Origin of the sequence: Mycobacteroides franklinii (assembly GCF_002013895.1) — a bacterium.
Taxonomy (GTDB): Bacteria; Actinomycetota; Actinomycetes; order Mycobacteriales; family Mycobacteriaceae; genus Mycobacterium; species Mycobacterium franklinii.
This window is the reverse complement of sequence record NZ_MAFQ01000003.1, coordinates 350,230-363,429: the sequence shown is the minus strand read 5'-3', so window position 1 is coordinate 363,429 and position 13,200 is coordinate 350,230. Positions and strand designations below refer to the sequence as shown.

12 protein-coding genes and 1 pseudogene are annotated in these 13,200 nt (G+C 62.1%); 2 read left to right on the top strand and 11 right to left on the bottom strand.

The features are described 5' to 3' along the window. Window positions 1-59: 59 nt before the first annotated feature. Together B4393_RS05655 and B4393_RS05650 are read left to right on the top strand one after the other, a co-directional pair. Window positions 60-1,631: a flavin-containing monooxygenase gene (locus tag B4393_RS05655; protein WP_078333274.1), complete on the top strand. Its 1,572-nt coding sequence runs from the start codon at window positions 60-62 to the stop codon at window positions 1,629-1,631. Window positions 1,632-1,645: 14 nt separating this feature from the next. After that, the gene (locus B4393_RS05650) at window positions 1,646-2,182 is read left to right on the top strand and encodes an SRPBCC family protein (protein ID WP_078333357.1); all 537 of its coding nucleotides are present in this window, start codon (window positions 1,646-1,648) and stop codon (window positions 2,180-2,182) included. Here the strand turns inward: B4393_RS05650 and B4393_RS05645 are convergent. The 11 genes and pseudogenes from B4393_RS05645 to B4393_RS05595 form a co-directional block, all read right to left on the bottom strand. Continuing rightward, complete coding sequence (locus B4393_RS05645; protein WP_078333273.1) at window positions 2,179-2,988, bottom strand: hypothetical protein; 810 nt, start codon at window positions 2,986-2,988, stop codon at window positions 2,179-2,181. The two genes, B4393_RS05650 and B4393_RS05645, sit on opposite strands and share 4 nt — an antisense overlap. Before the next feature lie 3 nt (window positions 2,989-2,991). Continuing rightward, window positions 2,992-3,810 carry a hypothetical protein gene (locus B4393_RS05640; protein ID WP_078333272.1) on the bottom strand — a complete coding sequence of 273 codons (819 nt, stop codon included), beginning with the start codon at window positions 3,808-3,810 and terminating at the stop codon, window positions 2,992-2,994. Next, a complete protein-coding gene (locus B4393_RS05635) occupies window positions 3,807-4,886 on the bottom strand; it encodes an MlaD family protein (RefSeq protein ID WP_078333271.1) in 1,080 nt (359 codons plus the stop codon). Before B4393_RS05635 ends, B4393_RS05640 begins: the two co-directional genes overlap by 4 nt. Continuing rightward, window positions 4,883-5,917, bottom strand: coding sequence for an MlaD family protein (locus B4393_RS05630; RefSeq protein WP_078333270.1), 1,035 nt, complete (start codon window positions 5,915-5,917; stop codon window positions 4,883-4,885). The genes B4393_RS05635 and B4393_RS05630 overlap by 4 nt, the downstream gene beginning before the upstream one ends. Then, a complete protein-coding gene (locus tag B4393_RS05625; protein ID WP_078333269.1) occupies window positions 5,914-7,161 on the bottom strand; it encodes an MlaD family protein in 1,248 nt (415 codons plus the stop codon). Before B4393_RS05625 ends, B4393_RS05630 begins: the two co-directional genes overlap by 4 nt. 8 nt (window positions 7,162-7,169) lie before the next feature. Continuing rightward, complete coding sequence (locus tag B4393_RS05620; protein ID WP_413816130.1) at window positions 7,170-8,192, bottom strand: MCE family protein; 1,023 nt, start codon at window positions 8,190-8,192, stop codon at window positions 7,170-7,172. Continuing rightward, window positions 8,189-9,202 (bottom strand): MlaD family protein, encoded by a 1,014-nt coding sequence (locus B4393_RS05615; RefSeq protein WP_078333267.1) that lies wholly within the window; start codon window positions 9,200-9,202, stop codon window positions 8,189-8,191. The genes B4393_RS05620 and B4393_RS05615 overlap by 4 nt, the downstream gene beginning before the upstream one ends. Continuing rightward, the gene (locus B4393_RS05610) at window positions 9,199-10,293 is read right to left on the bottom strand and encodes an MlaD family protein (RefSeq protein ID WP_078333266.1); all 1,095 of its coding nucleotides are present in this window, start codon (window positions 10,291-10,293) and stop codon (window positions 9,199-9,201) included. Before B4393_RS05610 ends, B4393_RS05615 begins: the two co-directional genes overlap by 4 nt. 3 nt (window positions 10,294-10,296) lie before the next feature. Further along, on the bottom strand, window positions 10,297-11,175 hold the full coding sequence (locus B4393_RS05605) for an ABC transporter permease (RefSeq protein ID WP_078333265.1): 879 nt from the start codon (window positions 11,173-11,175) through the stop codon (window positions 10,297-10,299). Between the two features lie 2 nt (window positions 11,176-11,177). Then, a complete protein-coding gene (locus B4393_RS05600) occupies window positions 11,178-12,140 on the bottom strand; it encodes an MlaE family ABC transporter permease (RefSeq protein WP_078333264.1) in 963 nt (320 codons plus the stop codon). Window positions 12,141-12,490: 350 nt separating this feature from the next. Beyond that, window positions 12,491-13,152, bottom strand: a pseudogene (locus tag B4393_RS05595) (TetR/AcrR family transcriptional regulator). Between the last annotated feature and the right edge of the window lie 48 nt (window positions 13,153-13,200).

Sequence of the window (13,200 nt, the reverse complement as noted above, 5' to 3'; positions counted from 1 at the left end):
CCGCCATCGCCTGAAACATCAACCAGTTGTCCTTCCGGTACTTCGAATGAGGAGCTCCCATGACCAGATCAACTCCCGATCACCACGTTGTCGTGATCGGCGCGGGTATCGGCGGTCTATGCGCCGGCGTGCGTCTGCAGCAGGCGGGTATCGAGGATTTCGTGATCATCGATCGGGCTGCCGACCTGGGTGGCACCTGGCGTGACAACGTGTATCCGGGTATCGCAGTGGACATCCCGTCGGTGATCTACCAGTTCCCGTTCTTGCGCAACCCGCAGTGGTCCCGCGTATTCGCTCCCGGCGCCGAGGTGCAGGCCTACCACCAGCGGGTTGCCGAGAGTTTCCGTCTGCGGCCGCACTTCCGGTTCGGTGTCGAGGTGCGCAACGAGGAATGGGATGAGGAAAACCATTGCTGGCGGCTGAATCTCGCGGATGGTGCGGTGATTACCGCGCGGTTCGTGATTTCGGCGATCGGCCCGTTCTTTGACCCGAAGAAGCCCGCTATCGAGGGGCTGGACAGCTTCGCAGGCACTCGGGTGACGCCGGTGCAGTGGCTCCCGGAACATGACGTGCGCGGCAAGCGAGTGGCGGTCATCGGCACCGGGGCCACCGGCGTTCAGTTGTGTGGCGCGATAGCGCAGGACACCCAATCGCTGACGGTGTTCCAACGCACACCCGTGTATTGCATCCCCAAACCCGATTTCCGGATCCCCGTGATAGCCCAATGGGCACTGCGCATCCCGGGATTGTTCTCGGTGATCGAGTGGGGCGCGTTGGTGGGCGGCAGCCTGGGCTTGTGGTTCATGATCCACACCCCCGGCGCCGTCATGCGACCGTTGATGCGGGCCTTCGATAGAGCGGGCCGTGCACTGTACGGCGCATACTTGCGTGCGGTGGTGCGCGATCCGGAGGTGGCCCGTGAGCTGCTCCCGTCTTTCGGCCCGTTCGGCAATCGGCCCACCCTCAACTCCGACTTCCCACGGGTCTTCAACAAGCCGCACTGCTCCCTGGTGACCACGCCCATCGAGGAAGTGGTGCCGGAGGGAGTGCGTACCGCCGACGGCACAGTTCACGAGGCAGATTTCCTTATTACTGCCACGGGTTTCGAGCTGTTCTCAGAGCCCGCCTCCTACAAGCGAGGGCGGGTCACCGGAGCCAGCGGACGTGACCTCGGGGACTTTTTCAACACCCACGGCATGCAGGCCTACGAAAGTGTCTCGATCACGGGGTTCCCGAATCGCTGGATCATCGTCGGTCCGTACTCGTGGACCGGCAACGGCGGATGGCACGGGCTCGCCGACACTGCGGTCACGCACATCGTGCGCGCTATCTCGTTGGCGGATGAGCGGCGCGCCACGCGCATGGAAGTACGGCAAGAAGCACTGGACCGCTTCCACCAGAGCATGTTGCGCAACGGCAGGAACTTGAAGTACTACTTCACCGAGCTCAACCGGGGAGTGCGTTCTTACTGGAAGAACGCCGATGACGATGCTCCGTTGTTGCGCCCGACGACAACCCTGCAGGCGCGCCGGGCGGCGAGACACTTCCCGGCCGAGGACTATGCGTACGGGCAGCGCAGTGTTGATGCCGACTGTGGTGCGGTCGTGGATCATTCGCAGGCCACGGTCTGACGGTGAGCTGGCCGATGCTCGCGCCCCAGTGCCGGGTTCCGATGGCGGACGATTCTGCGTTCGAGTCAGCGGCCATCGTGTTGCGAACATCCCACACCTTCTCCGTACCCATCGGCCAGGTATGGGCCGCACTGGACAGCGACCATGCGTGGTCGTGGCTCCCGTTCGGTTGCGGCGTGCGATACGACGAACCGGGCCGCCGCGTGGGCATGGAGCGAGAGATGGGTACGGTCTCGGCTCCCTGGCGGTTTCTGTGGATCCAGCGGGAGAGATTCTGGCGTTACGAACCACCGCATCGCATCACCTACGCCGCGGTGGCGGGCACCTGGCCGCTGCTGAAACTGTGGGCAGAGGACTACGTGTTCACCAGTGTTCCGGATGGTTGCATGCTGGAGTGGACCGTCGCGATAACCCCGCGTTTCGTTTCATGGCTTCCTTTGCGGTGGCTGCAACCTCTGCTGTGTGTGGTCTTCACCTGGGGATTGCGCCCGGGCCTGCGATCCCTGATCGAACTTCTCGACGGCGCGAGCCACCTACCGGAGGTGCGTTAGCGGCCCTGCACGCGGCGGTTGGTCTCCACCCGCTCGGCGTCCGGCCAAATCGCCTTGGCCGCAGGGGAGTCGCAGAACACCGGTGAGTCCTGCCAGTCCATATCGATGGCCCCCAGGCCGGACTGCTTGTGCACCATGCAGCTTGCGGTGAGGACCTTGCGGGTGTTGGGGTCGACCTCTTCGGTGGTCATCGTCAGGGTGACGATCTGGGTGTAGCCGGCCGCGGTGGGTAGGTAGAAATCAAGATCGCGGCTGGAGAAGGCGCCACTGTTGACCACCACATACCCATCCCCACTGGGGTAGATGGCCTGCCCGAACATTTGAACCCGCTCGAAGTGCGTGGTCTGCTTCTCTGCCCGCCACACCGAAAAGCGGCTGTTCACAGCACCATTCATGACGCGGGTCGCCATCGGAATGATCATCTCGTCCCGGCCATCCCCATCGATGTCCTGCAGGCCGACCGGTGCGGGGCTCGATGCCTCGAGCAGCTCGTTGACCTCTTGCAATTTGTTGCCGGCGGCATCCTTGATGGTGACCCGCACCGACAACGGCGGATAGTCCGGGGCGTCGTTGTTGTCGGGGAGCGGTCGCCAGTACACGACATCGAAGGTGATCCCGGTGCCGTCCGTTGCGGTAAGACGGCAATCCGTGTGCGCCATGGGAGTTTCCGGGACGATCATGGTGGTTCGGCTGGCGCAGGGGGCTAGTGCCGCCCGCGCCACCGCCAGCGGGTGGATCGTCTGCGCCGACACCACAAGGGCGGCCGCGGCCACACCCGCACTCAAGCTACGCATACTGCAGGGCATGGCCTACTTCTGACCGGGAAGCACGGGCAGCGGGGGGAGGCTCGACGCGGGCGCCTTACCGGGGGCGGCGGGAGGTGCGTCAGGACCTTCAGGGATCAGCTTCTGGTCGCCGGGATGCATGATGGTTCCGGTGGAGCTGGCGTTCTTGGGGCCGATGTCCATGACCTGCCATCCGTCGCCGTCCTTCTTGACGGTGATCTGCAGAACCAGGGTGGTCGCCCGCGGCTCCGGGTTCTGCACGTTCCGGGTGGTCTGCCGGGTGGTGACGACGACCTGGTAGATGCCGTTCTGCTGTGCGACCGCGTCCGAGGCGATGATCTCTCCCTTGGACGTCACCTGTGCCTGCAGCATGATGGCCTTGAGAACCTTTTCGGCGTCGCTGTACTTGTTCTTCAGGGGCTCGGCGGCATTCTCTTTGACGTTCTTGAAGAATCCGTCGGGGTCTTCGTAGGTGTACGTCAAGGACTTCATCGCGTACGTGGAAGCCGCGTCGGTGGCGGCGACGCGCTCGGCATCGCCGGCGCGAGTGGCCGCAAGGGTGTTGGACAACTTCTGGTACTGCCAGCCCCCAAGCACCGTGGCGATGATTCCCAGCGTCAGTAGCCCGAAGGCTATCCACTTCCAGATGTTGGGTCCGCTATCGGTCTCGGTGGTATCTGCCTGCTGTTCAACAGCTTTGGTGCGCTTCTCAGGTATCGCCTTCGCCACCTTGGCTCCGGCTCGGGCCTCGGCCGAGTCGGGGCTCGACTCCTCGGCCATGTCCGCGAGTTCTTCGGGATCTGCGTCATCCAGGGTGAGCGTGCGCTCGGAGATGTCGGTCATGATCCAGGCCTTCCTGCTGTTGCCGTTTGTGGTGCCGGTGTCGGTTTGGGTGCTGACGGTTTGGCGGACGGTTGCGACGGCTGGGTACCCGGTGCGGGCTGGGATGATTCGGGCGCAGGCCATTCGGGCACACCGAGGTGGATTCGGACGCCGCCCTGGTTGTTGAATGTCGAGTCCCAAAAGTCCAGCCAGTGACCGGCGTCCAATTTGAAATCGCGCAGCGGGGCTACGACAGGCTCGAGGACGGTCACGAATTGAGAGAGCGGCTCAGAGAGGGCGTTGATGTAGTCGATGAGCTTGTCCACCAGGTCAGTCAGTGGTTTCCCGTCGCCCATACCCGATTCGACCAGGGGCTCGAGCTTCTCGATCACCTTCACCAGAGACGAGAGGCCGTCGAGGCTGCTCGGAATGGTCTTGGCGGATTGCTTCAGGATCTCGCCGGCCCGGATGTCGCCGAGACCGTTGGTCAAGGTGGCCATGTTGCCGATCACCTCGGCCAGATAGTGCTTATCGTCGCGCACCATCTGTGCGAATAGCCTTGCAGTGGTGGCCAACTGATCAATGTTCTTGGTGTTGTCCATGAATCCGGCCGCCACGTTGTCGAGCGTGGTTTGCAGGTCGTCGGCGTTCATGGCCTGCATGAGCGCATTGCCCTTCTGCAGCAGATCGCTCACGGTGTAGACCGGTGCGGCCTTCGACGCCGGGATCACGGCTCCATCGCTGTAGTACGGGGGGTCGATACGCGCGGGTTTGAACTCCACGTACTGCTCGCCTGCGGCGGAGAGGTTCTGGACACTCACTTGGCTGTCGACGGGAATGGGGTAGCTGCTGTCCAGAGCCATGGAGATCGCCAGACCCGATGCGGTGGCCTGAATATCGGTGACCCGTCCCACCTTGATTCCGCGCAGGGTGACTTGCGAGGTGGACATCAGTCCGCCCGAGCTGTTCAGCATGAGGGTCATGTGATTGGTCTTGCTGGTGGAGGCGATGTCGAGGACACCGAAGGCCATGTAGACGGCGCCTACTAGCGAGATGATCGAGAGCACCGCGAGGGTGAGTAGGACGTTCACCCTCATCGAACCAGTCCCATCGTCTGCATGTTCCGGATCACCGAGTCGGCGCGCTCCCCGGGGCTGACGCCCAGTGTGCTGTCGGGAGTTTGGATATCGGTGACGGTGTATTTGGGACCGCCATCCTTGAAGAAGGGGATGATTCTGTCGCGGATGGTCCGGACCATCTTGTCGCCGAGAACCGGGATGGTGGTGTCGGCGGTCGAGGCGCTGTGGATGAACGGCGTCAGGTAGGACAGGACTTGCATCAGATTGGGGTAGTCCAGCAGCTGCCCGATCTGCCGCAAGAGCTCGGCGCCGTTGATGATCAGATCGCTCAGGCTCAGAACCACTTTGGCCAGCGAGGGCAATTTGGTGGGCCCCTCGGTGAGGAGCCGTAGGTACGTGCCCTTGTTGGCGCGGAAGGTTTCGCTGACGTTCTGCATGTTGGTCAGGATCTTGTTGAGGGTGTCCTGATTGTTGGACAGGTCGTTGATGATTCCGGCCAGCGATCGATGGATGCGGTCGAGTTCTTCCGGTGGGGGGAAGGCGCTGTTCATGTTGGCCACCGTGGTCTGCATAGTGTTGAGGCTGCCGCCACCGATCAGATTGGACATGGACCGCATGAGGTCTTCCACGTTCGCCGCCGGGACGGTGTCGGCCAGGGCGATGGTGTCGCCGTCCTTGAGCTGAGTGGGCGCGGGATCCTTGGGTGAGATCATCGCGATGTAGATGTCGCCGAGCACGGTGGCCTGCCGGAGCTCGGCCCTGACGTTCTGGGGGAACTTGGCACTGCCGTCGACATCGACGTACACGACGGGGGTGGTGCCCTTGAGCTCCACCCGGTCCAACAGACCTACCTGCACGCCACCGGCATCGACCTTCGCCCGGCCCGGCAGATTCAGCACGCTGGAGAACTCAATCTTGATGCGATAGGTGTTCTTTGGGATGTAGGCCCCGGGCATGGGCATCTTGGTGGGGTCGAGAGCCTCCGAGGAACATGCCGGGACCACCGCGAATGCCGCGGCGAACAGGACTGTCAGGATGCGTCTGATCATGACAGCGCGGCTCCCATGATCAGGTTGGTCAGGCCGAGGGTGACCGGATCCGAGGCGGTTCCGGGTGCGCACGCTGCCTGAGATCCGGGGGTGTTCCGGTTGCGCAGGTTCTGGCAGATGGCGCTGGCCTGTTCTGGCGAGATAGCAACGCGCGGAGGAACATAGGTGACGTTGTGGGTCTTGGTGTTCGGCAGGTAGATGTCATCGGCCAGCCAATTGATCATGGGCGGCAAGGTATTGAAGAAGGTGAGGATATGCGGTGTGTAGGCGTTGAGGATGTCGCGTATCCAGGGCACCACCTTGTCGAAGACGTTCTTGTACAACCGACCCGCGGCACGTTGGACCATGCCGTTCAGTGTCGGAAGCAGTGTCGTCAGGTAGTCCAGGCCGACCGAGAAGTTCTCCGATATACCCGCGATCAGACGGGCGGTATCGGGCAGCGAGGAGACCACGCCCGCGAACTCGTTCCAGTACTGCAGCCAGTTCGACGTGACGATCGCGCTGTTCTCGAACAGCTGACGGTAGTCGGCGTCGGCCTTGTAGGGATCGCCCACCATCGTGGTGAGGTTGTTGAGCATCTCCTTGAAGCCCGGGCCCACGCCGTCGAGCGATCTGGCCGCGCCCTTGAGGGTCTTGTTGAGCGCCTGTACGCCCGGCGAGTTGGCGGGATCCTGCCCGGGTGCCGCCTGCATCAGGGTGTCGGCAAGCTCGCCTATCGCGGAGAACGACTCGGTAACGGTCACCGGGGTTCTGGTGTTCTCTAGGGAGATGCATTGGTTTCCGGTGAATTTGGCGCCCTCACTCCACGACCTGGTGAGTTCGATACTGCGATTGGTGATCACCGATTGCGAGTAGCTCGCCGCGCCCACGTCGGCAGGCAGGTCCATGTCGCTCGGAATCTCGAAGTCGACCTCGACATGATCGGGTTTGTTGGTAACCGCTGTCACCGTTCCGATCTCTACGCCGAGCAGCAGGACCTTGTTGCCCTTGTAGAGCCCGGATCCGTCGCGAAAGTCCGCACAGAGCGCTTTTGTATTGTCCAGCAACGGGATATGAGCATTCCCCAGGTATGGCATGACCAGGTTCTTGACGGCCGGAAAGACCGTGCGGGCGCCGAAGATTCCGGCAACAGCCACCACTGCGACAAGCACCAGCGCAACGGCGCTCACCACCGCCGCACGCGCGGCGGGCCGCATGCCCGCAAGGCGGGTCAGGATATTCCGGAGAAAAATGGGCTGTGTCATCAAGGGCCTCAACAAAACCTGAAGAAGTGTGGCAGGCAGACATCTTGTCCCGGGATCACTCGGTCGTTCTCATTGACGGTGATGCCGTTGCCGCTGAGCATGGGCAGGACAATTCCGACGAGTTGGCCCCATTGTTCTGAGGCCTTGCCAAGCTTCTCGGGGTACTTGGTCAGGGTGTCCACGATGTCGTCGAGGCCGTTGAGCATGGGCTCGTAGTCGCGCGCATACGCCGCGAAGAATCGATGGAAAAGTCGGATGAGATCTCGCAGTAGCACGAAGACCTCGATCAGGTCGGTCGTGGACTTGCTGTATTTGGCACCGAGTTTGGACATCGTGGTGACGATCTTGGCGAGTTGCTCCTTACCCGTCTTGAAGGCGCGGAGGTACTCGTTCGCGTAGTTCAGGGTGGCGTGGAAGTCCTCGGTGCTGGGCTCCAGCGCGCTGATGAGCGATTGAGATGACTTAAAGAAGTCGCGTAAACCGTTGGGGTACTTCTCGACTGCATTCGCGACCTCCATCAGGCTGTCGTGGATGACCTTGGCGTCCACCTTCTTGACCACGGGGGTGAACTTCTGAAACAGCTCGTTGATCTCGAAGGGGACACTGGTGCGCTCGGGCGGGATGGGTGTGCTTCCCAGCGGGATGGAGCCTTCCGGATACAGGGCCACATAGTGCCCGCCCAACGGGGTGAGCATGCGGATATCGGCTCGCGACTCTGATCCGACGGGCACCGTGTGATCCACCGTAAAGGTGGCCTCCACCAAGGACTTATCGATGCGCACGCTGGACACCTTGCCCACCGAGATGCCGGCGATCCGGACATCGTCTCCGGCGCGCAGCCCTCCCGAGGCCCGCAGGTGTAACGCGTAGGTCTTCATGCCGCTCGTGTTGACGAAGGCCACTCCGGTTGCGGCCAGCACCGAGGCGATGACGAGGACGCCGATGAGACCGTTGCGGCGATTGCGTTTGGCTGCCTCATCTTCGTCGAGGATCGGACGGTTTCTCGCGAAAAACCTTGTGAGGGCATTCACTTGCACACCACCAGATCTTGATTGGCAAAGGAAACCTCGCCGATTCCTGGCATCTTCACCACTCCGTTCTTGCATTCGAAGGAGGTGGGGGGTGCCGTCTTGTCCTCGATGAGGGAGTCGCGCATGCCTTGGATCAGATCGGGGAGCAGCGATAGACCCGCGATGATGGTGGGCGCGCCCGGGTTGGTGCGACTCGCCAGGTCGTACATGGGCAGCTGGGCTCCGTCGACCGTGTTCTCGATGTACCGCAACATGCTGACCGATCTACGCAAGACCGGCAGCGCATCCGCGCCGGCCCTATTGAATTCGTCGGCCTGTTTCTCGAACGGCGCCAACACATCGTTGAGGTCGTTGATCAGAAAGAACAGTTGATCTGAGGTGCCCCCCAGATCCTTCGAGATATCACCCAGATTCGTGATGATGGTCTGCAGGGCGGCCTGGCGGTCAACCGAAAGTTTGAGCACGGCATCGATATCCCGCAGGATTGGCCCGATGCCGCGCTGATCGCCCTGTATGAGCTGCAGGATGTTCTCGGTCAGCCTGTTGAACTGGGCGGGGTCCAGTGTTTCGAAGATGGGTCGAAAACCGTTGAACAGCTTGGCGATATCGAATGAGGGAATAGTCTGCCCGAGCGGTATGGTGGCGCCCGCCGGTAGCGGGGCGCTGGGTGTCGGCGCTTGCGCTATCTCGACGTACCGCTGACCGACCAGCGATTGATACCGGATGGCGATGGTGGTGTTCTGGTACAGCGGATGATCGGTGAGGACGTTGAACGTCACCCGAGCGTTGTTGCCGTCCAGATGAATCTTTTCCACCTTGCCGACCTGTACGCCGGAGATGCGAACGTCGTTGCCGATGATCAACCCCGAGGCATCGGTGAACAGCGCGTCGAAGCGCCGGACAGGACCATTGACCGGTGTGCGTAGCGCGTTCACGATGATCAGGGTCAGCACCACCGCCACCGCGACCACCGCGGTGAGGCCGGCCATCAGAAGTGCAATCCGCTTCATCGCTGCCCTCCGGCGGTTGGGCCGGGAGTAGGTCCGACAGGGGCGGTCGCGGCTACGGGAGCGGCTTGACCCTCCGGTGCCATCGGCAGTGCCGCACCAAGCCCGGGCGCGGTGTCCATGATCAGTTGAACGTTCATGCGTACCTTGCCGTTGTCGACGGGGAAGGCGGCGGTGGTGCGGTCGAGTAGGCCGTTCACCCGGTCGTATGCCGGCGCGAGGCTGCCCAGGAAGTACGTAAAGGGAACCGCGAGATCCATGATCGACCGAATCAGCGGAACCAACCAGTCGTTGTTCGCACCGAGCCCGCTACCCAGCGACTTCAGCAGATCCGACAACGAACCCAGTGCGGCGGTGGCCCGTTCGGTGTTGCCCGGCCCGACCATGAAGGTGAGGCTGTCCAGCAGCTTGTTGGTAGAGCCGATGACGGGGACAAACTCGTTGGTGCCCTCGATCAACGAGGCCATCACATCCAAGGTCTTGGAGAAGGGCACCTTCTGGGAATCGGCGATCATCGCGAACAAGTCCCAGAAGGACTTCACGACCGGTCCGGTCAGGTCGGCATGGCGCTCGAATGTCGCGATGATCGCATTGAATTCGCGGCTGTCCAGGATCGAGCCCAGCCGCTGACCCATCCGAAGAAAGCCGGTGATGGAGGCGGCCTGCACATCACTGCTGATCTCAAGCACGCCACCGGATTTCAGCCGCTCGCCGACACCACTGCTGACAAGCTCGACCGCGGCGGTGCCGAAGATGTTCGACGAGGTGAACTGCGCCTTGGTATCTGACGTGAGTGCCTTGGCCTGCCGGCCATCGAGGATCACCGTCATCCGCTGCTTGTTGTACCCGGTGGTCTGCAGGGACTTGACCTGCCCGATGTTGTAACCGCGGTACTTGACCTCACCACCCGGACCCATGCCCTCACCGATGGTGTTGGTGATGAGGGTGAGTTCGAAGGGGTCACCGTAGCTGCCGATACCGGACTGATAGAGCGAGTAGCCGCCGGCCGCGACGAGCAGCGCCAGCGCAAGCCCGCGGATTTTGAGAGCGGTCGGGCCCGCGGACCGTCCACTTGGATCTTTGTAAATGGCCACCCGTTACCCCGATATCTGAATTCCAGGATTGTTGCCCCAGAAGAGCAACGTGAGGAGCATGTCGAAGAGCACGACCGCGACGAGGGACGCCCGAATCGCACGACCCGAGGCCATGCCCACACCCTCGGGTCCGCCGCCCGCGTAGTAGCCCTGATAGCACTGGATGGCGATGATGATGACGACGAACACCACGGCCTTGATCACCGAATAAAGCACGTCCACCGGATGGACGAACGAGTCGAAATAGTGCTTGTACACACCCTGCGACTGGTTGTGCACGAAGAACACCATGAAGGCACACGAGCCGTAGGCCAGCAGCAGGGTCAGCACATACAGCGGAACGATGATGATGACTCCGGCGATCACTCGGGTGGTGACGACGAAGGGGATGGAACGGATACCCTGCGCCTCCAGTGCGTCGATCTCCTCCGAAATACGCATGGCCCCGATCTCGGCGGTCATGCGGCAACCGGCCTGGGCCGCGAACCCGATGGCGGCGATCATCGGCGCCATCTCCCGGGTGTTCACATAGGCAGAGATGAATCCGGTGAGGGACCCCATACCCACCATGTCCAGGGTCGAGAAGCCCACGATGCCAACAGAAGCCCCGACCGCAATCCCCATGAAGACCAGCACACCGATGACCCCGCCGCCCACGATGATCGAGCCGTTGCCCCAGGTCATATCGACCAGCAGGACCCCGGTTTGGCGGCGATAACGCTTGAGCGTCTGGGGTATGGCGGCGAGCACCAAACCGACGAAAGTAATTTGGTGGCCGAGATATTCGGCGGAACCGCCCGCGCCCTTGGTGAAATTCCACAGGGACCGCGCGGGTGCGGGGAGTTCATCCGGGAAGTGCCGGGACGGGCGGGACGTCGCCATCCTCAACCCACCTTCGAGGGCATGAACATCGCGACGATCTGGGTGATCACGGTGTTGAGCACCATGACGGTGACGACCCCGATGACCACGGTGGCGTTGACCGCATCGGCGACACCGCGCGCACCGCCCTTGGCTTCCAGGCCGCGCTGGCAGGCCACCAGGATGACCACCACACCGAACAGCCAGGTCTTGAGAACCGCCACGGTGACGTCACTGACATTGGCGAAAGCTGCGAACGAGGACAGATAGCTGCCTGGGGTGCCACCCTGAAAACCCACGTTGACCAGGTATCCGGCGAAGATACCGACGAAGATGATGAAGATGCACAGCAATGGCGACACAAAAAGGATCGCCGCCAGGCGGGGTGTTACGAGCCGTTGAACAGGGTTGACGCCCATCACGCGCATGGCGTCTACCTCTTCGCGGATGCTCCTGGCACCGAGGTCGGTGGCGACCGCCGAACCCGCGGCGCCACCGAGAAGCAGGGCTGCGACGATGGGCGCACCTTGTTGGATGACGCCTAGGCCACCGGCCGCTCCGGAAATGGACGATGCGCCGACCTGCGAGATGATGCTGCCGGCCTGCACCGCCACGATCACCCCGAACGGGATCGATACGAGAATGGCTGGGACGACCGTGACCGTCAGGATGAACCAGGACTGGATGACGGTGTCCTGCCACGGGTGGCGGAGACGGACGATATCGCTCACCAGAAACGCGAACGATTGCACGACCAGATCGACATAGCGCCCGAGCGTCTTCAGCATCGAATCGGTTTGAGACACCACGTATTCGACGGGCCTTTTGACGACCCGGCGGACACGATCGAGTAGCTGGGGGGAACTGCCCGGAGCTGGATTGGCCTCGCTCTCGTCGTGGTATTTGCTATCGGATGGGATCTCCGGAGATTCGGCCCACTCGTCTGCGGTGGGCTCCATGCGCGCATCAGCCGCCACATGACTCATTGCTGAGCTCAACAGCGGCTCCTCTGGCTTCATATTTCCGGGGCTGAACTGGATCGACGGGCTCAAATGTTTCCATTTGCGTAACAACAAGTAACGGGTACTCTGCATCACATACGGTGGCCTAGTGTGGTGTAGGTCATGGTCCGTGTCAAGCATGGGGTTGCCGCGCTTGATGGTTGGCAATGTGTGCCCGCGTGCGCGGGTATATCAAGTGGCCCCGGTCGGGGCGCTGTCGCGACGAGACCGTCGGAGGTCCCCCGACCCTGGTCTCAGCAATTCACTGACTCGGTAGTCAGATTATTGGCTAGGGCCGAGGCTAGCGGAGCTTCGTGATCTTGGGACGCGAATTGTCAAGAATTTGCAGCGGGCGCGGAATTCGTCGTCGCCGCCCGCACTAGCTGGATAAATGAGTCGATGTAGGACTCGCGTGCGTCCGCCGCGAGCTCACCCCTGATCGCCTTGAGGGTGGCTGCCATGGACAACCCGGTGATGGCGTGAGCCAAGAATGACGCGTCGACCGTGCCGGTAATGGCGCCGTCCTCGACAGCCTGCTCGACGATGGTGACGTTGATGGATTCGATGAGGTCGAGGATGCCGAACATACGCTTGGTCATTGCCGTGTCGATCAGTCCCTCACGCAGGATGACCTGCGCATGATCTCCGGACTGTTGTCCAGCATGTCGAAGAGCCGGGTGAACACCGTACGCAGGTGCAATTCGAAGTCCGCAGCGTTTCCCAGCAGGTCGCTGGTGTCGTTGACCGCCGCAAGTGTTCTCTGGAAATAGCTGTCGATCACCGCGTCCAGGGCGTCCCGTTTGGTGTCGAAGTACAGATAGAACGTGCCCCGGCCAACGCCGGCCCTTTGGGTGATGTCGGTGATGCTCGCCTTGTGGTAGCCCTTCTCGGCGAACTCGAGTGCGGCAGCTTCGGTAAGTGTGCGTTGACGTTCGCGTGCACGCGCCGGATTGGGCGGACGGCCCGGCCCTCGCCGGACGCTGTCTGTGCTGGCCACGCGATCACAGTAACCACTGCTGGCAAATATGTTGGAAAATGCCCGAAC